This is a genomic window from Sporosarcina sp. OR05 (genome assembly GCF_041414805.1).
Taxonomy (GTDB): domain Bacteria; phylum Bacillota; class Bacilli; order Bacillales_A; family Planococcaceae; genus Sporosarcina; species Sporosarcina saromensis.
The window spans coordinates 63,923-85,680 of record NZ_JANKJL010000015.1 but is presented as its reverse complement, the minus strand read 5'-3'; the positions used below and the strand labels follow the sequence as shown (position 1 = coordinate 85,680).

The window sequence follows — 21,758 nt, the reverse complement described above, 5'->3', positions numbered from 1 at the left end:
CTTGCGTTTAATATAGGGAACATCGGTGGGGCAGGTTTAGGAACGAATGTCCTTTTCGGCATGTCGCCGGAAGTCGGTGGTCTATTAAGTGGTTTGCTGGCCATCGGGATTTTTATCGTCCGTGAGGCGGGTAAGATTATGGACCGATTCGTACAAATTTTAGGATTTGTCATGATTGGCTTAACGCTGTTCGTCATGTTCACGGCTGTTCCGCCAATCGGGGAAGCGGTGACACGGACTTTCGTTCCGACGGAAATTAGTTTGATAGCGATCGTAACGTTAGTCGGTGGAACTGTTGGTGGATACATAACGTTTGCTGGCGGGCATCGATTGATTGACGCAGGGGTGAAAGGGAAAGAAGCACTTGGCGACGTGACACGCAGTTCAGTTTTTGCCATACTTGTCGCATCTCTCATGCGCGTGCTACTATTTTTAGCGACGCTCGGTGTTGTAAGTCAAGGATTGGCGCTTGATCCAGCCAATCCACCAGCATCCGTCTTTCAGTTAGCTGCGGGTAATGTCGGCTATAAGATCTTTGGTGTCGTTATGTGGTCCGCTGCAATTACTTCAGTTGTTGGATGCGCTTATACGTCCGTTTCGTTCATTCGCACGTTCCATCCAAAGTTGGAAAAGTATTATAAGTGGATTATAATGGCGTTCATCGCGATCTCCACTGCTGTGTTTATCATCGTGGGTAGACCGGTTAAAATTTTGATTTTAGTTGGCTCGTTAAACGGTCTCATTTTACCATTGGCTCTCGGAATCATCTTAGTGGCGGCATACCGCGTCAAAATTGTCGGGGATTACAAGCACCCCCTCTGGATGACGATTTTTGGATTGATAGTCGTAGTGGCAATGGGTTATATGAGTGTCTATACGTTAATAAATGATATACCTAAATTATTCCAATAATTTTTAGTTAGGGGGCTTCTATACGGGAAGCTCCTTTTCTTGTGGAGTTTTCGTATGGCGTTGTGATAATCTTTGTAGAGTAATATACAATCTTTACTTCCTTATTAAAAATAAAAATTTAGGAAAATAAGTTAGCGCATTGACACATGTCAAGAGTGTCCAGTTCATTTTAGACAATCAAACTTGACATATTGGCAACTGTAGTTGGGAAAGTTACTTATAGAGATGTATTATAAATAAGGGAATTGTATAATCGGTTTATATAATACTCAATGCAGAGTATCCATGGTTATTACAATATCCACGTAGCCTAACTTCCGGCAAATTAAGATACTATGAAGGGTCGTTTATATCAATAGAACCATAAAAAAGAAAGTTGGGGCAAAGCATGATGAGAAAACCAACACTCATCACTTGGCAACCTACTGATGAAATTACTAAAGGATTTTTTGAAGTAGTTAAATTCGACATGAACTTCGGTGACAAGGGACTAACTATAACTCTAGTTGATAAAATGAAAACTACAGTAGACATCACATATGATAAGAGTACAAACTACTTGGGAGACTATGTTGTATCTTTTCGTTATACCAGTGAAATCCCAATGTCCATGCTTGCCTCCCAAGCAAAGGAAGCTAGGGATAAGAGTCGTCTAAACAATTTTGAGACTTGTTTTTATAAAGCAGTGGACTCTGATTATTTAGATCGTTTTAAGCCAGTTTTTCCCGGTGATTTAGCAGGTGGTTTAGAACACCATATATATCCCGTGGACACAGGAATAGTCGAGGTTATTAGTGACTATGTCCCGAGCATTACTTTAACTAAGAGGCGGCTCAACGTAGATTAACCCAAAAGCAATAATCCATCCTTGAGTGTCTAGCTCACAATTAGATGATATCTCGAGCTGCCCCTCTGAATGTAACTTGCTATTACAGACAACCTAATGTTTGTCGCATAGGTCTGACCTGTTTATTTTCTTCGCAAGTGCCAAATGCCTATATCGTATCAATAAAAAGCTATCGCATCACAACATAAAAATCCACATAAAAAAACCGCCAACTCAATGGCGGTTTCAACAACTTACTCTCCTAAATCGACGTTATGATACACTTGTTGAACGTCTTCCAAGTCTTCCAGCGCATCGATCATCTTTTCGAATTGTGCTTGTGCGTCTGCATCTAGTGCGATATCGTTTTGCGCAAGCATCGTCAGTTCGGCAACAGAGAATTCAGTGATGCCGGCGTTCTTCAGCGCTTCTTGAACCGCGTGGAATTGGTCTGGTTCAGCATAGATGATGACCGTTTCCTCTTCTTCTAGAATATCACGGACTTCAATGTCTTCTTCCATAAGCAATTCCAATAATTCGTCAGCGGACTTGCCTTCTAATCCGAATACAGCTGTCGCGTCAAACATGTAAGCGACCGATCCACTCACACCCATGTTTCCGCCGTTCTTACCGAATGCTGCACGTACCTCGGATGCTGTTCGGTTCACGTTATTTGTTAGCGCATCGACGATTACCATTGATCCGTTCGGACCGAAGCCTTCGTAACGTAGTTCGTCGTAGTTTTCTTCTGCGCCGCCTTTTGCTTTCTCAATCGCACGGTCAATAATTGTTCTTGGTACGTTATAGGTTTTCGCACGTTCCACGACCATTTTCAACGTTTGGTTCAACTCGGGATCCGGCTCACCTTGCTTAGCAGCTACATATAGTTCACGTCCGAACTTTGCATATATACGACTCGTATTTGCATCCTTCGAAGCTTTTTTGTCTTTAATGTTGTTCCATTTACGACCCATTTCATTCACTCGCTTTCGCTCTGTGCATAGATTCTATCGAGCTATTATACACCCGTTCTCACAATCCTGACAAGTTGAAACCCTAAAAATGGAATACTATCGACAAGCATAAACACCGAGTACGCAAACAATTCATTTTAAATAATTTACACGTATTCAATTAAAAACATGTATGATAAGATCGTTTTTCACTGCTAATGTTCGGTTGCTAATGTAAGTTAATTTTGTATGGTGTTTGATTAAAAGCCTTTTCTACTAGTCTGTTCTTGTCTATATCGTCTCATGCAGAACACGTACACGATTCACCTTTTAATCCGCAACGTTCGTATTTTGTTACTTAAAAACAGAGTTTTCCCTTTTTCTACGTCTGAAACTACTATATACTAAGTGTAGCACTACATTTTCGAATAGAAAGGAAACGTGGGCATGGAACTTGTTTATAAAGGAAAGACGAAAGACGTTTATAAATTGGAAGATGGCAATGTTTTATTGACATTCAAAGATGATGTAACAGGGGAAGATGGCGTATTTGATCCGGGGGCGAATACTGTCGGATTGACGATCGAAGGGGCGGGACGATCGGGTTTACGCATGACGAAGTTCTTTTTTGAAAAGTTGGCGGAACAACAAATCCCGACACACTACATAGCTGCCGATATCGAACGAGCGACGATGACGGTGAAGCCTGCAACTGTATTCGGGAAAGGGCTAGAAGTCATTTGCCGTTTCCGGGCGGTTGGGAGTTTCTTGCGTCGCTATGGTGCTTATTGTAAAGAGGGACAGCCTTTGGATACGTTTGTTGAAGTGACTATTAAAGACGATGACCGTAATGACCCACCGATTACAAAAGAAGCATTGGCACAACTGAACATCTTAACGGAAGAAGAATACGCCATTCTTGAACCGATGACAAAGCGGATTTCAACCGTTGTAAAAGACGAGCTTGCTGCGAAAGGTCTTGAGTTATACGATATTAAACTGGAGTTTGGTCGTGACGCAGAAGGCAATGTTATGCTGATTGATGAAATTTCCGGTGGGAATATGCGTGTATATAAAGATGGCACTTACATCAGCCCACTTGATCTGGAAAAGCTCGTACTCTCTTAATTTAAATGAAAAAACGCTGTTCATTGCATCGATGAATAGCGTTTTTCTTCGACATTGGCTTTTATTCTAGCGGCAATTGAAAAACTACTCCACAGTGTGGCTAGACCTAGCGCAAGCATTAATAGCTCAAGATAAAACAGACGTGAATCACCATTGAGATTAAGTTCGTCAATGACTGTTCCATTCAGCAATCCGAGTAGAAAAGCGAGCAGAACGGGTAGGATACCTAATGGGTAAACAATGAATCGATTTGCGTATTGAAAACGATTTTTCCATATGAAGGTTAGTGTTAGTATTTGACCGCCAACAATACAACTAGCAATTAGTAAGAACAATGTGTGTATGCCCAATCAAACCCCTCCTCTTCATTGAGACGTCATGCTTTAGAAAAATTTTCCACTCATAAAAGCGCTCGCAAAGGGCAGACTTGGCAAGAGTGAAAATTGAGGAGGTATGCAGTATGAATAAGAAGGTCATCACACTTCTAGCGATTAGCACCTTACTTGTGAGTGCAGGGTGTGTAAAGTCCGACAAAAAAGTGCCAGTCAGTGGTGAGCAAATGAAAGCCATCGTATCACCGCTAATTAATACGGAAGGTGTGACAATTGGCGAAGTGTCGTTAGTGCAAGAAGCTGATGGCGTCGCAATTCATGTGGAAGCAGAAGATTTGTCACCGGGCGTTCACGGCATCCATATTCATGAAACAGGCATCTGTACAGCTCCGGATTTTAAATCTGCCGGTGGGCATTTTAATCCAACGGGAAAAGAACATGGCTTTGATAATCCGAAAGGCTTTCATCTAGGGGATTTGCCCAATATTGAAGTCAACGAACAAGGTAAAGTATCTCGCCAACTGATATCGCCGAAAGTGACGTTAAAACCGGGGATGGAAAACTCCCTTCTGAAGGAAGGCGGAACAGCAATCGTCATCCATGAGAAAGAGGACGATTATAAAACTGATCCGGCAGGGGATTCAGGTGATCGTGTAGCCTGTGCAACCATTACACAATGAATAAAAACGGCACGCATACAGTTGCGGGCCGTTTTATTTTGAAAAGAAATTCTCCGTATAATAAGGTTGCGATTTCTCATTAAACGCAACGCCAATCCCGAGATGGCTATATTCCTCAATGAGAATATTATCCCGATGGCCTTTTGAATTCATTAACCCCTCATGCGCAAATATGCTACTCGACTGCCCATACGCCAAATTCTCCCCAGCCCGTTTAAATGCAATATCATCTGCTTTCATACGGTCAAAAGGCGACTGCCCCTCCAAGTTATCATGACTAAAGTAATCATTGTCCGCCATGTCCAAGCTGTGCTTGCGGGCGGTTTCAGAAATCGCATCATCCCATCGCAAAATGGAACGACCGTGGCGAACGCGGGCTGCGTTTGTTAAATCGAAAAGTTGCTGCTCGAAACCATTGCGCAAAGAAACATCGCCGTCTGCGTACATCTCTTTCTTACGCTGCTCGAGTGAGGTTGTAATCATTTGGACTGCCGTCACCGTATAATTCTGATGGACATCGTAAAAGACATACGTATAATGATCACCTGTTTTAAAGAGGTCCATCCCTTCATTTTCCTGAAGCACATATACATTCAAGCCTTTGCGCATCTCTGTCAGTGGCGTACCGTAAGCTTTTCGGACATCCTCTTTCGAAGAACCGTACTGAATACCTGCTGATGATGCGATGAGGTCATCGTTCGTATAAATAGCATTTACGTTCCATGCGTCATCAAATGAAACCATGACATAATTCTGGTAATCTTTATGATACGTAAACCATTCCGTTCCGTATTCGTTCAAGGAATGATTTTTCGGCTCTCCCAGCTCAGCCTCGACGGTTGTTTTTGGTGTGCCGAGTTCAATGTTGTGGATTGACAAAGCGGATTGTTGGGGCTTATCCAATTCGGGTTTATCCACTTTCTCAGGGATGAGTTGCTCCACTTCAGACGATTTTGATGTGATGTAAAGTGCTACTTGGTTTACAGTGTTGCGGATTGAACTCATCGTTGTTGTAACGGATTCTTTCCCCATTACGGATTCTATTTTTTCATCTACCGAATCCAAGAAGGACAGGTCAATATAATTGGATACAGGTTCTTCCCATAGAGGTTTTGCAAGATAGACGCCGATCACAAGCACGAGTAATAGATAAAAACGTCTCAACGAATCGCCTCCTTTCTAGTATTGTACCCGCTTAAGGACCGATAGATACAGCTAGAACCATCGTTTGTTTGTGTACAAGTAAAAAGACGGTATACTAATAGAACGACAGTGGATCGGATTGACTACTGGATTAGTCGAGAGATCGTTTATAATTACCCAGTTAATCGATTTTATAAAAGTGTGGTTGAAGACTACTTGGTTAAGAAGTATAGAGATCGTATTTTTTATGATTTTTGCTCGGTTTACATGACTATATGGTAGCAACGTGCGCTTAAGTGTTTGAGGGAGTGTGGTGTTGATGAAGTTGAAATGAGGAATAAACGAACCATATTTATGATAATGACGGCTAGCATCGCAGATTTACTTGCATAAGGTCGCGTTGTCAATACATCCATAGAATAAGGGGGTTGGGAAATGTTCAGTGGTATTAGTGCAATTCCGAATGAATTTTATGTGGTGGCGTTCATTGTGGTCATCGTGCTCGTTATTGTAATTGAATGGAAAACACGTTAGGGGGACTTGCTTTGACTAAAGCGAAAGACAAGCGGCAGAAACCAAAATTGTCGGCGGAGCATGAACAGATTCGGTGTAATGATGTTTGGAGCAGGGATGGTTTCATTGAAAAAGCTCGTATTGAAGGTGGTGCGATGTTAGATGCAGAAGGGGAGCGTCTTGTGTTTGATGATTGTGTTTTGAAAGACGTTTCTTTTGCGTCAAGTACTTGGAGAGGGACGGAATTTGTGGATGTTCGATTTGAAACGTGTGATTTCTCGAATGCACAAATGGAAAACGTCATGTTCCACCGATGTGAAATCATTGATTCAAAAATGACGGGTGTTGATATGGCAAATTCCAATCTAGGTCATGTGCTAATTGAACGTTGCGATGTCCGCTATGCGAATTTCAATTTCTCCAGAATGAAAGAAGTTGAATTTAAGGAATCGGGTTTAGAAGATAGTGATTTCTATGAATGTGATTTTAAGGTAGTTCGTTTCAAGGAATGCAAGTTGAACAATGCGAATTTCTCGGAGACCGACTTGTCTGGTGTTGATTTATCCGCTAATACATACGACCGCATTGAAGTGACGCTACCTAAAATAGCAGGGTGTATCGTTTCGAAGGAACAAGCCGTCGGGTTTGCACGTGTACTTGGGTTAACAGTGAAGGAAGAATAATGGTATACTGAAAAGACATATGACATAGAAAAGAGTGGCAAAATTATGCTGACATTCGAACAAAAACAACAGATTATTGAAACGTTCCCTGAACTGACACGCAAAGAAGTTTCAATGAAGCGCTTGAATTATCATTACGAAGATAGCTTGTATGAAAAGACGGTCGTCGTGCAACATCTTCACCCAAATGGCAATGGCTTTGTGTACGTGGAAGGGATTGAAGGGTATGAGCCGGATAACCGTGGTCTCGTCAATATCCGGGAAGCGTCAGAAGAGGAATTGAAAAAGATTATACAAGATGCAATCCATGGCCTTTCCACTGATGAAGAGGATGTGGAAGAAGAGCTTCGTGAAGAAGTTTGGATGAATGGGGAAGGTCAAAAACTGACGTTGTTGGAGGAAGACGATTTCTTCAATATTTACCACGGGTATAACTTGGAAGAAAGTTTTGGTGATTACAGAGATGCAACAGCGTACTTGAAAGAAGAAGGTTTCAAGTTTGCGAAAAGTGGAGGTGAAGCCGAGTGAATGGTAAGACGCTCGTCATCGGCGTTGTTTTATTTGTGCTCGCGATATCGGCAGTCATCTATTTCACGATGATGGCTGAGTTTAACAAGGATAAGCCTGAAGAAACAATTACAACCATTGTAGATTGAAATCAAAAAAACGCCTGGAAAGCGAAGTGATTTGCTTTTCCAGGCGTTTTTTATAAGTTTATTATGATGAGTGGGTGTTAGGGTATTTCTGAGGCCGGCACGAAGCCGGTCATGCAGTCGTTGCCACAGGATGTGGCGCCCTTAGACTGCGAACCTTTGTCTGAGCAAGCGCCCTTCGCTTTAGTTATCATCTAGCTTCGGCAGCCAGCCCCTCGGGTCGCTTCGCCCTTGAATTAAAAGGCAAAGAGCGCCTTTTTATTCAAGTGCTCCATCGCCTGTCGGGTCTACCCGGCTGCCTCCGCTTTAGTTATCATCCAGCTGCGGGTGGCAGGCTCTCGGGGTCATAAGCCAGCTTCGCTGTACGGCAAAGAGCGCCGTTTCGCGAATCTGTCTTATGCCTGAGGCCGGCACGAAGCCGGTCATGCAGTCGTTGCCACAGGATGTGGCGCTCTTAGACTGCGAACCTCTTTCTGAGCAAGCGCCCTTCGCTTTAGTTAGCATCCAGCTGCGGGTGGCAGACTCTCGGGTCGCTTCGGAATTGAAAGAAAGGCAAAGAGCGCCTTTTTTCAATTCCTCCAGCACCTGTCGAGCCTAACCGCCATCCTCCGCTTTTGTTATCATCCAGCTGCGGGCGCTAGCTGCTCGGGTCATAAGTCAGCTCTGCTACATGGCAAAGAGCGCCATTTCGCATTTCTGCCTTATGCCTGTCGCAGCTGAGCAAGCGCTCTTCGCTTTAGTTAGTGCCAGTTACCGGCTTTATATGGTCCTTTCCTGAATGGCATCCACCAGTTCCATTTTCCGAACAGTTTCATTAAGCTTGGTACTAGTAGCAAGCGGATGATGGTTGCGTCGATGGCGACTGCAATGGCGATGCCGACGCCGATTTGTTTGACGGGCATGACGTCTGTGAAGGCGAAGGCGCCTGTTAAGACGATCATGATCAATGCTGCGGATGTGATGATTTTGCTTGTCGTTGCTAGCCCTTCGACGGTTGCTCGGTCATTGTCAAACGACGTTGCGTATTCTTCCTGCATCCGTGAAATGAGGAAAACTTCATAGTCCATGCTCAAGCCGAACACGAGGCTGAAGACGATGACAGGGATGATTAACGCAATGGTGCCGGGATGCAATCCGAAATGGCCGTATTGGAAAATATACACGAGAATCCCAAAAGTCGCAGATAGTCCGACGATATTCATCAAAATTGCTTTCAGTGGAATTAAAATCGAACGGAATGCAATCATGAGAATGATGAACGTTGAAATAAGGATGATCAGCAATACATAAACAATGTTATCGAAAATCTCATCAAATATTTCTTGGTTAAATTTCGGAGCACCCCCGACTAACAAATTCCAATCAGTATTAGCTGACCAGTCACGTGTCCATTGTTGGGCTTCATCGGATGAACCTTCTGCTTGAAGTGTCACAGGAATTAATAATTGGTCGTCTTTCACAAAGGACTCTAACAATGGTTCAAGTTGTGTTTTCATTTCCCGTACTTGCATCGCTTGCTCCCATTCTTGTGGGGAAGCGATACCGCTTGCTGTGAAAATGGTAGTCAAGTCATCGACGAGCGGATCATTTTTTAAGTCGTCTTGCAACGCCAATAAATCGTTTAATCCATTCGTATCCGTCCAACCATTTTTGCGCTCTGCAATGACATATACACTGGACTGATCGCCTAATCCGAATGTATCGTCCATTAATTCATAAGATGCTCTCGAATCATACGTCGTTGGCAACGAATCGATTTGTGGAATGGCTAAATCCATGTTCTTCACTGGAATCAATGCAATGCCTAATAAAATGAATGCGCCGATTGTAATAAGGATTGGCCGTTTAATAACTTTATTCGCAAACTGTCTCCACCGATCTGAACCGTTTTCCTTCACTTTCAACACCTGACCCTTATTAATGCGGTCACCGAGTGCGATGAGGATAGCGGGGAGCAGCGTAATGGAGCTCAACACAGCCATTCCGACAACGAGCATGCCGCCGAGTGCAATGTTTTGGAAAATCTCGACTCGGATGACGAACATGGCTCCGAGTCCGATAAATACACAAAAAGCAGAGAAAATGACAGATCGACCGGCAGTACGAATCGTTGTTGTAACTGCTTCAACAATATCGCTCTTCAACCGTTCTTCACGGTATCGACTAATGAATAACAAGGAAAAATCGATGCTTAACGCTAAACCTAACATTGGTACAATGTTTAAGACAAATATGGCTAAATCCAGTTGACCACCGATAAGCGATAAAATCCCGAATGTCGTGACAATTGTTGTAATACCAACGATTAAAGGGACAACCGAGGCCATAATCGTGCCAAATGCAAATAGTAAAATGATAATCGCAATCGGTAAGCCAATTGCTTCCGCCTTCATCAAGTCCCGCTGGCTTGCTTCGTTTATGTCTTTTGTAAATGCAGACTGACCGGTCAATACAACACCCTTCTGCTCACCGATTGTGTCGCGCATTTCTGTTACGACTTTTGCCATATCCCGATCTGTATTATCAAAATGCAACATTGCATAAGAAACAGTATCTGTATATTGCTCTTCCTGTTCTAAAGGAGAGACGATTTCCGATGTTAAACCGAGCTTTTCAATGTCCTCCAAAGTAGTTGCTACTTTTTCGTCTGTCACATCTTCGAATACGACAAACATCGTCTCGGCTGGTAAATCAAATGTTTCAGAAGCGATTTTCATGACTCGTTCGTGCTCAGCATCCATTCTGAAACCATCACCTTCAAGTAGTCCGGGCAATCGGATTGCAAAAATTGCCATGACAACAAAAAGTGCAGCCCAGGCAATAATGATGGATTTGTATCCTTTTGTCACTAGACGCGCTAGTGTGCGCATATCCTCGTCCTCCCCTAAATACTTCAACTATTCTATTATCATAGCTGAATTTAGCTAGGATGTCTTTTACTAATATGTGAATTTCTTTTTGTTTACGCGGGTTAGGTCTATTAGTGACCAAACAAATGTCGCGATTCAGTGAAACGAAAAAAAACCACTCCTCGAAAGAAGTGGTTTTGAATGGTTAATTCAAATTAGTTTTTTTCAACGTTAGTTGCTTGAAGTCCGCGTTGACCTTGTTCGATTTCGAAAGTCACGTCTTGGCCTTCTTCAAGAGTCTTGAAGCCGTCGCCTTGGATAGCGGAGAAGTGTACGAATACATCGTCGCCATCTTCACGTTCGATGAAGCCATAACCTTTTTCTGCGTTAAACCATTTTACTTTACCTTGTTCCATGTTTGTTTCCTCCTCGTGCACAAAAGTACACATTGTGTTACTATCCTTGCTCAAGTCTTGAAGCGGTCAAACGTTAAATCGTGACCATCACGCCGAACAAAAATAATTCTTCTTTATCATAACAGACCTATTTTGGCAATGCAAGTAAAAAGATTTAATTTACAAAAATAAGTCTAAGATTTGAAAAACAATTGCCGCGATTGTTGCACAGATCGGCATCGTAATAATCCATGTTAAAACGATCTTCTTAGCGACGCCCCATTTGACGCCTTTTACGCGCTGTGCTGAGCCGACGCCCATGATAGCAGATGATATGACATGCGTTGTACTAACTGGTAAATGAACGAGTGTCGCCCCGAAAATAATCATGGCCGAACTTAAATCGGCTGCCGCGCCATTGACAGGACGTATTTTCATAATTTTACCGCCGACTGTTTTAATAATCTTATAGCCACCAATCGATGTCCCAAGCCCCATTGCTGTAGCGGCTGCGATTCGTACCCATAATTGGATGTCGTCACCGGTTTGTAGCTGAGCAGCGATGAGTGCCATTGTGATGATTCCCATTGCTTTTTGCGCATCATTCGTTCCGTGCGTGAAAGATTGCAAGGCTGCAGTTCCGATTTGCAAGTAACGGATTCTTTTATTCGCCTTGAACAAGTTCCGATTTTTCAACAGAACCTTAAAAAGCGACATGACGATGAATCCGCCGGCAATAGCGATAAATGGTGAAATTAACAACGCCTGCAAAATTTTCAAAAATCCACCGTAATTTAAGATGCCAAATCCTGCCGCAGAAATGGCTGCGCCTGCAATGGATCCAATCAAAGCATGCGAGGAACTGGAAGGAATTCCGAAATACCAAGTGATTAAATTCCATGCGATGGCCGAAATGAGAGCAGCCAAAATAACAATCGATCCACTTTCCAACATGAATGGATCGACGATATCTTTTGAAATCGTTTTTGCAACGCCTGTAAAAGTGAGCGCACCGATAAAATTCATGATGGCTGCCATGTAAATGGCTGTTCTAGGCTTTAGTGCCCTTGTTGAAACGGAAGTTGCGATCGCATTGGCTGTGTCGTGAAAACCATTAATGAAATCAAATGCGAGTGCAAAAACGACAATTGCGATGGTGAGAAACAAAATCATGTCCATAAAGTATACCCCTTACGCGTTTCGCATGATGATTGTTTCAATTGTGTTTGCAACATCTTGGCAGTGGTCGGCTGTGTCCTCCAAAAGCTGGTAGATGTCTTTAAATTGAATGATGCGAATTGGATCTTTCTCGCGGATGAAAAGTTGTTTAATCGATGTACGGAGTACTTCGTCACAAATCCGTTCGTATTCCTTAATCAGCACAGCGTGGTCGCGCATTTGCACCAGTTTCTTTTTCGCTAACAGCTCCATTGCTTTCACAATTTCATCGGAACTTTTCACGATGTTCTCCATGAATTTCTGCACGTACTCGTCGATTTCCGTCAATGAGAACATTTCTAAGTTTGCTGCAAAGTGCTCAATGCCATCAAGGATGTCATCCATTTTAATCGCAAGTTGTAAAATATCTTCACGCTCGATCGGCGTCATGAAAGAAGTGTTCAGTTTGGAAATGAGGTCATGAATCATATCATCGCCTTCAGTTTCATACTTCTTCAGAGTAATGCTAACTTCTTTCAAGTCTGCTACAGACTGTACTTTATAATCATCTGCATAATGCATCGCTTTTTGAACGTGCTCTGCTATCGCTAAAAGTGCTGCGAAAAATGGATCGGTTTTACGTGAACTAAACATCTTTAAGCCTCCATCCGTCTCCGGAAATTTTCAATAGACCTATCATAGCAAATTCTCTTTAAAATACATATATTTTTTATGGATTGTTATCGAAGGAAAACAATTAGTTTTTCTGATGAAGACCTATGCTTTTCCTTGAATTTATTTCTGAGAATTTGAAACTTTACTCGGGATGCTCCGTATATATAGGTGAATTCAAATTGGAGGGAGAGGTGAGAGGATGGAATTGTTCGGAATGCCGGTGCAGAATGTCTATTTGACAGTGCTCATCATTGCAGGTTTGGCAACCTTGCTCTATGTGTTTTTTAGTGACATTGCTGAAGGGGTTGGAGATGTCAGTCCTGTTTTGGATCCAGCTGTTATTTTAGCGTTCATTACCTTCACGTCTGCAGTTGGTTATAGCTTAGAGTTGATGACGGGATTAAGTCATGTGCTGATCATTGTCATTGCTGTAGCTGTTGCAATCGGATTGGACTTTCTTCTATATTTCTTCGTGCTCCTTCCATTGAAATCTGCCGAAGTGTCGCTCGCATACACGGACGAATCCCTAACAGGGCAAGTCGGAAAGGTAATTGTTCCAATACCGGTTGACGGCTATGGAGAAATCGTCATTGAAACGGTGAATGGCATCATTCCAAAGAGAGCTGCAGGGTATGAAAACAGCGCGATCGACTACGGAAAAGAAGTGTTGATCATCGAAGTGAAAGAAGGGACCTTTATTGTAAAGGAATATGAGCCTTTTCGCTTCAAGTAAGAATTCAAAATGAATAAAGGGGGAAATTGAACGATGGAATTGTTTATCATTATTGGGATTGTCGCATTCATTTTATTGGCAATCGTACTCGTCTACATTACGAAGTACAAGACAGTTGGTCCGGATGAAGCACTTATCGTAACGGGTAGTTATTTAGGAAGCAAAAACGTACATACGGATGATTCGGGTAACCGCGTGAAAATCATCCGTGGCGGTGGTACATTCGTCTTCCCGGTATTCCAACAATCTGAACCACTCAGCTTGTTATCAAGCAAGCTCGAAGTAACGACACCTGAAGTCTATACGGAACAAGGCGTTCCAGTCATGGCAGATGGGACAGCAATCATTAAGATCGGAGGTTCGATTCCTGAAATCGCGACGGCAGCGGAGCAGTTTTTAGGGAAATCGAAACAAGACCGCGAAAATGAAGCAAAAGAAGTGTTGGAGGGTCATCTACGTTCAATCCTTGGTTCAATGACAGTTGAAGAGATTTACAAGAACCGTGACAAGTTCTCCCAAGAAGTGCAACGTGTTGCTTCACAAGACTTAGCGAAAATGGGGCTTATTATCGTTTCATTTACAATTAAGGATGTTCGTGATAAAAACGGTTACTTGGATTCCCTTGGTAAACCTCGCATCGCACAAGTAAGACGTGACGCAGATATCGCAACAGCAGAAGCAGAAAAAGAGACACGTATTAAAAATGCAGAAGCAGCGAAGGAAGCACAAAAAGCTGAAATTGAGCGTGCAACCGAAATTGCGGAAGCAGAAAAAGAAAACCAATTAAAAGTGGCGGAATATCGCCGCGAGCAAGATATCGCAAAAGCACGCGCCGACCAAGCGTATGAGTTGGAATCCGCTCGTGCGAAGCAAGAAGTTACGGAGCAAGAAATGCAAGTACGGATCATTGAGCGTCAAAAGCAGATTGAACTAGAAGAGAAAGAGATTCTTCGTCGTGAGAAACAATACGATTCTGAAGTGAAGAAGAAAGCGGATGCCGATCGTTACGCGATTGAGCAAAACGCGGCGGCTGACAAATCCCGTCAAATGGCTGAAGCTGAAGCGGAAAAATACCGCATCGAAGCACGAGCTGCAGCCGAAGCTGAAAAAATCCGCTTAGACGGTCAAGCAAAAGCTGACTCACAACGTGCGCAAGGTGAGTCTGAAGCAGAAGTTATCCGACTAAAAGGTCTCGCTGAAGCCGAAGCGAAACGTAAAATTGCAGAAGCGTTCGAACAATACGGTCAAGCGGCTGTCCTTGATATGATTGTCCGCATGATCCCTGAATATGCGAAACAAGTTGCAAGCCCACTTTCCAACATTGACAAGATTACAGTTGTCGACACAGGGAGCGGTGAAGGCGGCGGTGCAAACAAAGTGACATCCTACGCAACGAACTTAATGTCCACTTTGCAAGAGTCACTTAAAGCATCCTCCGGCATCGACGTAAAAGAGATGATGGAAAGCTACGTCGGTAAAAACAACCTTCGCCCGAGCATCGATAATCTGACGGAAGAGTTACGCGTCAAGAAAACAGCACCTACAAAAGTCGAAGAGACGCAAGAAGAAGAATAATTTTTATAAGCAGAACACCCAGTATCGCTTTGGCGGTAATGGGTGTTCTTTTCCGTGCTCTAAAAATTTGGTTACGTAAAAATAGGTGTCTCGTTTACATAGCGGTATTTCCCGAGTCAAAATAGCTTCTCCCACGTCCAATGTGCAGCGTTCCAGGCAGCCGTTCCTTGCCTAAAGTAGCCCCTCCCGCATCCAGTGAAGTAACCCCCATCTCCCTCTATAACCTCCTCACCTTAAGAATTTCTTCATATTTCCCCTTACTCTCCCTTAAGATTCTCCCTGTACACTAGCATTTAGTTACTACGTTGGAGGGATTCGCATGATACAGGTACAGGAATTATCACATGCATTCAAAATAGGAAAGAAAGGCAAAGAGAAGCAAGTGCCGGTCCTAAAAGGCTTATCGTTTTCTGTTGAAAAAGGCGAGATTGTCTCGATTGTCGGACGGAGTGGATCGGGGAAGTCGACGTTGCTACATATTATGGCAGGCTTTTTAAAACCGGACAAAGGCATTATTGAAGTGAATGGGGTCAAAACATCGGTTTTCAAAGAAGCCGAAAGTGCCCAATTTCGACTTGCAAATTTCGGATTCATATTTCAAAATTTCCAACTCATGCCTGGATTAACGGCGTTTGAAAACATCGAACTGCCGCTTAAATTGAGAGGGGATAATAAGCATGTCCGGACACAAAAAGTGAAAGACATACTTCAGCATGTCGGCCTGACCGATGTACAAAACCATTATCCGAACGAGTTATCAGGGGGACAACAACAACGGGTCAGCATTGCGCGTGCATTAGTAACGGATCCACCCATTATTTTTGCGGACGAGCCTACCGGAAGCCTGGATTCAGAAACGGAACAGGATATCCTCCTGCTCATTCAATCACTAAACCAAACACGAGGTATCACGTTTGTCATCATTACGCATGACGATACAGTAGCAGAAACGGCAAACCGTATATATAGGATGCATGACGGAGAGTTAGTGGAAAGAGGTGTGACCTATGCAATTTAAAGATCAACTGAACTTCGTTGGCCAACATATTAAAAAGAACAAACTACGTGTCTTCATGACCATTCTTGCTGCGACAATGGGGACTGCTTTCCTAATCGTTCTCGCTTCGGTCGGATTCGGCGTGCACGATACGATGCGAAACGAGATTTTAGATAATCGATTGGTCAATCAAATAGAGATATATGGGGATGGAACAGAAGAAATAAACGTGGAAGCACTAAAAAAACGAGAACATGTCAAAGCTGTCGTCTACCGTCAATCCGTAGGGGTACGACAAGAATCAAAACTGGATGATTTCAGTGGCTCTCATGAACTGATTATCACAGACTTCAGTGAAGAGGAAAAGGTCGGTTTTGCCTTACAGGAAGGGCGTTTGCCTCAGAATGAACACGAAGTTGTCGTCGGGAGTCACTTTGCTGACAATCTTTATGAACAAAGTACCAAAGAAACGGATGATGAGGAACCAAACACTTATAAAGGTTCTTTAATTGGTAAGCAGTTTACATACAAAATGGGCTTGTATGATGAACCAGAGCTGTTCCCCGAAGAAACGCCCCTTACTATTGTTGGAATAGCAAAAGAGCCTGCAAAAGATTGGGAAATAGATTTGAAAATCTATGCGGACGCAGTAATCATCAACACATTAGAACCGATCTTTCGTACGCATGTTGAAGATGAATACAGCGGATTGTTCTATGGCAATGTGACAGTGTACGCCGATAACCTTGAAAACGTCACACGCGTGAGCCAAACATTAAAAGACGACGGCTACGCGGTCTATTCGATCGCCGATCAATTGGAACAAATTGACGTCTTCTTTCTAGCATTCAAAGCAGGACTTGTTTTCGTTGGAACGATTGCGATTTTAATAGCATCTATCGGCATTTTCAATACAATGACGATGGCTGTTACTGAGCGGACACGTGAAATTGGTGTCATGAAAGCGTTAGGAGCAAGCCCTAAACTCATTCAGCGCTTATTCCTTATGGAAAGTGCGTGGATTGGAATCGTCGGCACAATTATTGCGGTTGCCATTTCGTATGGTGTCAGTTTCATTGCGAATATGCTCTTGCCGATTATTGTAACAGCGGCTCTTGGGGAAGAGGAAATAGGTGAATTGAACGTCACATTTTCTATCATTCCATGGCAACTCGTCTTAATCGCTTCAGCCATAAGTATTACAGTCGCAATGCTATCTGGATGGCGTCCAGCACGTAAAGCGACCAAAATTGATGTAATCCAAGCGTTGCGACAAGAATTGTAGTATACTTATTGTTAATTTTTTATTCTGAAAAAAGTGATCTAGACTCGGGAAACCGGGTCTTTTCGCTTGCAAGGGGGAGACTATGAATTACATTCAAACGATGCGACAACTGATTGGAAATGAAACGCTATTGACGATTGGCTGTGGGGTTATTTTAGTTGAGAACGAAAAAATATTACTGCAACACCGAACGGATGAGGATAATTGGTGTATCCCAGGCGGCATGATGGAGCTCGGAGAAACGTTTGAAGAGACAGCCATACGAGAGACACTTGAAGAAACGGGTCTTACGGTAAAAGAGTTGAACCTATTTGGTCTGTATTCAGGCGAGTCATGCTTTGTAACGTATCCAAACGGTGACCAAGCATACAGTGTGCAAATCATATTTCAATCCGCACACTATGAAGGGAATCTAATCCATACGGGTGTGGAGACAAAAGAACATCAATTTTTTCACAGACATGAACTGCCACAAAATTTGAATCCAAGACAAGAACAATTCATTCGAGAATGGGCAAACGGAAAAACGAGTAAGTAAGAAAATTAGCTTTCTCAGTGATATAAGAAACGGATCAGCAATGCGCTATAGTATCTATTTTTCTATTAGACAAATCTGACCTGATCCCATACAACTTAAACGACAAAACGGGTCTTTTTATTTCATTCGCAAAAAGGTGTATGATGAAAGAAGAAGTTTTCTTTTATTTCTAATTAGGAAAGGCGGAGAAGTAATGGATTATCGAATTGAGCATGATACGTTTGGAGAAATTAAAGTCCCGGCAGATAAATTATGGGGTGCGCAAACACAACGCAGTCGGCAAAACTTTAAAATTGGAGGCGAACAGATTCCACTTGGCGTTATTAAGGCGTTCGCCCATCTGAAAAAATCAGCGGCCATTGCGAGTCACTCCTTTGGCAATCTTTCCGAATTGAAAATGAAAGCAATCGCAACAGCAGCGGATGAAGTACTCGAAGGGAAATGGGACGACCAATTCCCGCTCGTCGTTTGGCAAACGGGTAGTGGTACGCAATCCAATATGAATATGAATGAAGTGCTAGCGAACCGAGGCAATCAGCTATTGGAAGAATGGGGCGAAGTAGACCGCCTACATCCAAATGACGACGTCAACAAATCGCAAAGTTCGAACGACACGTTCCCAACAGCACTGCATGTCGCAGGCGTTATCGCTGTTGAACGTGAATTGTTGCCGGCATTGGCTCAATTAAAAGCGACATTACAAAATAAATCCGAAGCATTCATGGATATTATTAAAATCGGTCGCACGCATTTACAAGACGCGACGCCACTGACACTTGGGCAAGAAATTAGCGGATGGCATCGGATGCTTGAAAAAACGGAAAAAATGTTGAAGGACAGTGTCCAATCCATGAAAGAACTGGCCATTGGCGGAACGGCAGTCGGTACAGGACTCAATGCGCCAAAAGGTTTCGGTGAAAAAGTGGCCGAAGAAATCTCCAAGTCGGTCGGCATTTCATTCACATCAGCGGAAAACAAATTCCACGCACTCACGAGCTATGATGAAGTCGTCTATACACACGGTGCCATGAAGGCGCTGGCAGCGGATTTGATGAAAATCGCGAACGATGTAAGATGGTTAGCAAGCGGTCCGCGTTCAGGGATTGGGGAAATCACGATACCAGAAAACGAGCCAGGTAGTTCCATCATGCCTGGTAAAGTGAATCCTACGCAAAGTGAAGCGCTCACAATGGTTGTCGCTCAAGTGATGGGGAACGATGCAACAATCGGCTTTGCAGCAAGCCAAGGGAATTTTGAACTGAACGTATTCAAACCTGTTATCATCTACAACTTCCTGCAAAGTGCAAAATTACTCGCAGATGGAATGATTAGCTTCAACGATAATTGCGCGGTCGGGATTGAACCGAACAGAGAAGAAATTAATCTTAAAGTGAAAAATTCACTCATGCTTGTCACTGCATTGAACCCACATATCGGCTACGAAAACGCGGCGAAAATTGCTAAGATGGCGCATAAGGAAGGGACAACGTTGAAAGAAGCGGCTTTGAAAACGGGTTTATTGACGGAAGAACAGTTTGATGAATATGTAGATCCATCTAAAATGATTGGGCGATGACTGTTATGAAAGAAAAGAATTGTCCATACTGTCAGTTGACTGCAGATCCAGAACAACAAATTATCTTTGAGACAGCTACTTGCGCGTATATCCAAAAGCCTTCCGAACAAAAAGTGCTGGAAGGTAGCGGATTAATCGTACCGAAGCGCCATGCTGTGGATGTATTTTCGTTAACAGCTGAAGAGTGGCAGGATACGCAAGAGCTTTTGTTAAAAGCAAAAGCGTATTTGGAAGAGCAATTTGGTCATGAAGGCTATACAGTCGGTTGGAATACAGGTGAAGTAGGCGGTCAATCGATTCCGCATGCTCACTTGCACGTCATTCCACGATTTGCGGATGAGCCGCTTGCCGGAAAAGGAATTCGATATTGGATAAAACAAAAGGAAAATAGCCGGAATACATTGTCCACAAAATTGTAACCCTTTTTCCAATAAAAGTCCGTTATGATGAAGGGACAACTACGTATTAAAGGAGTAGACTTGAATGAAAAAGAGCCTCATGCCTATACTGTTAATTGTTATTCTTGTCCTTTCAGCTTGTGGAAGTAAGGCCCAACAAGACGAGCACAACGAAGAAATGGAAGTTGGTCATGAAAAGCATTTGCCAAATGGCGATTTGCAAGAAGTGACTGCGTCTGCAACAGAATTACCGAAGTTCTTAGCTGACAAACCGGAAGACATGCAACTGGTCTATCAAGTTGCAGCAAGTGCTTCTGACGTGCTCACATACATGCCTTGCTACTGCGGATGTGGAGAAAGTGCAGGTCACGGCAGTAACTTGAACTGTTTCGTTGATGAAATCCGAGAAGACGGTTCTGTCGTATGGGACGATCACGGCACACGTTGCCTTGTCTGCTTGGAAATTGCAGTGAAATCCGTACAGATGAAACAAGAAGGCAAGTCGTTGAAGGAAATCCGCGAATACATTGACGAAACTTACAATGAAGGATACGCAAAACCAACTGACACACCGATGCCTGCATAAATAGCTGAAAAGCTGCCCTATGTTAAAAAGGGGCAGCTTTTTGTATGGAGATAAGTAGGTCTTGGAATAGAGTTTTTTCAATTCGTAAGAACCTTTCCTCAAGGCGTTGATTAACCCACCGTAACCCACTCCCGCACGAATGCATAAACCTCAACATAGCATTAAGCAACCATACAATCGCCACATTCTACATTTTATTTTTCTGAATTTGTTTCTGGCACTTTAAATTTTCTTTAAAACATCGTATGCTGTGTGAGAGAAAATGAGTTTGATATTCCGTTCGGAAATGAGGGAGAGATGGAATGGTTTTTGAAGGGAATAATAAAGTCAGAAGAAAAATCTATCAAGCAATCGATGGATTAACGGATCATGAATTTAACGAAAAGCCCTCAACAGGCGGATGGTCACCAAAGCAGATTTTGGAGCACCTCGCATTGATGGAAACATATATAGCTGCAAGAATTTCAGGTGAATTGAAGAATCCTGATAGCCCGAAAGCTTCTAAAAGAATCATCATGTTGCCGGGAAGTGTGGTACTGAAAGATCAACTTCCTGAGCAAACGGAACCGACGGAACACTACAAAACAATATCGGAAATGAAAGAAGAACTTCACAATTCGCGAATTTATCTTCTTGATGTGTATGACGCAAGTTGCAAAGACGCCCTTAAAGAGAAGTCGCTTGAGCATCCGAATATTGGTTCGATTCCGTTACATCAATGGTTCCCATTTGTTGGAATGTATGAAAAGTGTCATTTGAAACAACTGCGAAAAACAATAGATTGCCTGCTAGTGCATGGTGCGTCGACAGGAAAAACAGATATTGTTGAGTAAAATCCCTATTGCTAAATGCTTAGGGATTTTTCCATTTTAACCTTGCCACGCGATGACGATAAAGGTCGTCCAGAAAATCGAGGTACCAACGAGTAATGAACTAAACAAATTAAACAAAATATCACTTCCTATTAAACCATTTTTTTGATAGGAAGTTACCATAAACACAACTGAAAGAATGGAACATCCATAAGACAAACCGACACCGATATAAAACCAATTAAACGATTGTCCTCCCCAATAGAACATGTTCTGGAATAACTGGCTGAACACGAAGCCGATAATGGCGAAAAGCATTGCCAACAACGTATGTTTTTTACTCATTTCTTCACCCCTT

At 42.9% G+C, this 21,758-nt stretch carries 24 protein-coding genes; 16 read left to right on the top strand and 8 right to left on the bottom strand.

Going from position 1 to position 21,758, the window contains the following annotated elements; genetic code table 11:
- On the top strand, positions 1-912 hold a 912-nt coding region (locus tag NRI27_RS16325), incomplete at its 5' end, for an NRAMP family divalent metal transporter (protein ID WP_371391660.1).
- A 391-nt stretch (positions 913-1,303) separates the two neighbouring features.
- The gene (locus NRI27_RS16320) at positions 1,304-1,759 is read left to right on the top strand and encodes a hypothetical protein (protein ID WP_371391659.1); all 456 of its coding nucleotides are present in this window, start codon (positions 1,304-1,306) and stop codon (positions 1,757-1,759) included.
- Positions 1,760-1,992: 233 nt separating this feature from the next.
- Here NRI27_RS16320 and NRI27_RS16315 read toward each other — a convergent pair whose 3' ends face one another.
- The gene (locus NRI27_RS16315) at positions 1,993-2,712 is read right to left on the bottom strand and encodes a YebC/PmpR family DNA-binding transcriptional regulator (protein WP_317945197.1); all 720 of its coding nucleotides are present in this window, start codon (positions 2,710-2,712) and stop codon (positions 1,993-1,995) included.
- Positions 2,713-3,138: 426 nt separating this feature from the next.
- Here NRI27_RS16315 and NRI27_RS16310 point away from each other — a divergent pair, with 426 nt between their 5' ends.
- On the top strand, positions 3,139-3,819 hold the full coding sequence (locus NRI27_RS16310; protein ID WP_371391658.1) for a phosphoribosylaminoimidazolesuccinocarboxamide synthase: 681 nt from the start codon (positions 3,139-3,141) through the stop codon (positions 3,817-3,819).
- Positions 3,820-3,839: 20 nt separating this feature from the next.
- On the opposite strand, the gene NRI27_RS16305 is transcribed toward NRI27_RS16310, so the two are convergent.
- Positions 3,840-4,169, bottom strand: coding sequence for a hypothetical protein (locus NRI27_RS16305; RefSeq protein ID WP_371391657.1), 330 nt, complete (start codon positions 4,167-4,169; stop codon positions 3,840-3,842).
- 110 nt (positions 4,170-4,279) lie between these two features.
- Here NRI27_RS16305 and NRI27_RS16300 point away from each other — a divergent pair, with 110 nt between their 5' ends.
- Positions 4,280-4,831, top strand: coding sequence for a superoxide dismutase family protein (locus tag NRI27_RS16300; protein ID WP_371391656.1), 552 nt, complete (start codon positions 4,280-4,282; stop codon positions 4,829-4,831).
- A 33-nt stretch (positions 4,832-4,864) separates the two neighbouring features.
- On the opposite strand, the gene NRI27_RS16295 is transcribed toward NRI27_RS16300, so the two are convergent.
- Complete coding sequence (locus tag NRI27_RS16295) at positions 4,865-5,995, bottom strand: CAP domain-containing protein (protein WP_371391655.1); 1,131 nt, start codon at positions 5,993-5,995, stop codon at positions 4,865-4,867.
- Between the two features lie 524 nt (positions 5,996-6,519).
- Here NRI27_RS16295 and NRI27_RS16290 point away from each other — a divergent pair.
- From NRI27_RS16290 to NRI27_RS16280, 3 genes are read left to right on the top strand one after another with little or no spacing between them, the layout of a single operon-like run.
- Positions 6,520-7,170 (top strand): pentapeptide repeat-containing protein, encoded by a 651-nt coding sequence (locus tag NRI27_RS16290; RefSeq protein WP_317945187.1) that lies wholly within the window; start codon positions 6,520-6,522, stop codon positions 7,168-7,170.
- A gap of 45 nt (positions 7,171-7,215) precedes the next feature.
- Positions 7,216-7,698, top strand: a complete 483-nt coding sequence (locus tag NRI27_RS16285; protein ID WP_371391654.1) for a hypothetical protein — start codon at positions 7,216-7,218, stop codon at positions 7,696-7,698.
- Positions 7,695-7,826: a hypothetical protein gene (locus NRI27_RS16280; protein ID WP_371391653.1), complete on the top strand. Its 132-nt coding sequence runs from the start codon at positions 7,695-7,697 to the stop codon at positions 7,824-7,826. The genes NRI27_RS16285 and NRI27_RS16280 overlap by 4 nt, the downstream gene beginning before the upstream one ends.
- 737 nt (positions 7,827-8,563) lie before the next feature.
- Here the strand turns inward: NRI27_RS16280 and NRI27_RS16275 are convergent.
- The 4 genes from NRI27_RS16275 to NRI27_RS16260 form a co-directional block, all read right to left on the bottom strand.
- Positions 8,564-10,693, bottom strand: coding sequence for an MMPL family transporter (locus tag NRI27_RS16275; protein ID WP_371391651.1), 2,130 nt, complete (start codon positions 10,691-10,693; stop codon positions 8,564-8,566).
- Between the two features lie 194 nt (positions 10,694-10,887).
- A complete protein-coding gene (locus tag NRI27_RS16270) occupies positions 10,888-11,088 on the bottom strand; it encodes a cold-shock protein (RefSeq protein ID WP_060205704.1) in 201 nt (66 codons plus the stop codon).
- Positions 11,089-11,247: 159 nt separating this feature from the next.
- Positions 11,248-12,246: an inorganic phosphate transporter gene (locus tag NRI27_RS16265; protein WP_371391650.1), complete on the bottom strand. Its 999-nt coding sequence runs from the start codon at positions 12,244-12,246 to the stop codon at positions 11,248-11,250.
- 12 nt (positions 12,247-12,258) lie between these two features.
- On the bottom strand, positions 12,259-12,879 hold the full coding sequence (locus NRI27_RS16260; protein WP_371391649.1) for a DUF47 domain-containing protein: 621 nt from the start codon (positions 12,877-12,879) through the stop codon (positions 12,259-12,261).
- 220 nt (positions 12,880-13,099) lie between these two features.
- On the opposite strand from NRI27_RS16260, the gene NRI27_RS16255 reads away from it, so the two are divergent.
- The 9 genes from NRI27_RS16255 to NRI27_RS16215 all read left to right on the top strand — a co-directional run bounded on the left by NRI27_RS16255 (position 13,100) and on the right by NRI27_RS16215 (position 21,421).
- Positions 13,100-13,633 (top strand): NfeD family membrane protein, encoded by a 534-nt coding sequence (locus tag NRI27_RS16255; RefSeq protein ID WP_371391648.1) that lies wholly within the window; start codon positions 13,100-13,102, stop codon positions 13,631-13,633.
- Between the two features lie 33 nt (positions 13,634-13,666).
- Positions 13,667-15,208, top strand: a complete 1,542-nt coding sequence (locus tag NRI27_RS16250; protein ID WP_371391647.1) for a flotillin lipid rafts scaffold protein FloT — start codon at positions 13,667-13,669, stop codon at positions 15,206-15,208.
- Between the two features lie 319 nt (positions 15,209-15,527).
- A complete protein-coding gene (locus NRI27_RS16245; protein ID WP_371391646.1) occupies positions 15,528-16,226 on the top strand; it encodes an ABC transporter ATP-binding protein in 699 nt (232 codons plus the stop codon).
- The gene (locus tag NRI27_RS16240; RefSeq protein WP_371391645.1) at positions 16,216-17,490 is read left to right on the top strand and encodes an ABC transporter permease; all 1,275 of its coding nucleotides are present in this window, start codon (positions 16,216-16,218) and stop codon (positions 17,488-17,490) included. The genes NRI27_RS16245 and NRI27_RS16240 overlap by 11 nt, the downstream gene beginning before the upstream one ends.
- A gap of 82 nt (positions 17,491-17,572) precedes the next feature.
- On the top strand, positions 17,573-18,028 hold the full coding sequence (locus tag NRI27_RS16235; RefSeq protein ID WP_371391644.1) for an NUDIX hydrolase: 456 nt from the start codon (positions 17,573-17,575) through the stop codon (positions 18,026-18,028).
- Between the two features lie 193 nt (positions 18,029-18,221).
- Entirely contained in the window at positions 18,222-19,604 is a 1,383-nt protein-coding gene (fumC, locus tag NRI27_RS16230; protein WP_371391643.1) for a class II fumarate hydratase, read from the top strand.
- A 5-nt stretch (positions 19,605-19,609) separates the two neighbouring features.
- Positions 19,610-20,023 carry an HIT family protein gene (locus NRI27_RS16225; RefSeq protein WP_371391642.1) on the top strand — a complete coding sequence of 138 codons (414 nt, stop codon included), beginning with the start codon at positions 19,610-19,612 and terminating at the stop codon, positions 20,021-20,023.
- 64 nt (positions 20,024-20,087) lie between these two features.
- Positions 20,088-20,588, top strand: a complete 501-nt coding sequence (locus NRI27_RS16220; RefSeq protein WP_371391641.1) for a PCYCGC motif-containing (lipo)protein — start codon at positions 20,088-20,090, stop codon at positions 20,586-20,588.
- 302 nt (positions 20,589-20,890) lie between these two features.
- Positions 20,891-21,421 carry a DinB family protein gene (locus NRI27_RS16215; protein WP_317945159.1) on the top strand — a complete coding sequence of 177 codons (531 nt, stop codon included), beginning with the start codon at positions 20,891-20,893 and terminating at the stop codon, positions 21,419-21,421.
- Between the two features lie 36 nt (positions 21,422-21,457).
- Here NRI27_RS16215 and NRI27_RS16210 read toward each other — a convergent pair whose 3' ends face one another.
- Positions 21,458-21,745 carry a hypothetical protein gene (locus NRI27_RS16210; protein ID WP_371391640.1) on the bottom strand — a complete coding sequence of 96 codons (288 nt, stop codon included), beginning with the start codon at positions 21,743-21,745 and terminating at the stop codon, positions 21,458-21,460.
- Between the last annotated feature and the right edge of the window lie 13 nt (positions 21,746-21,758).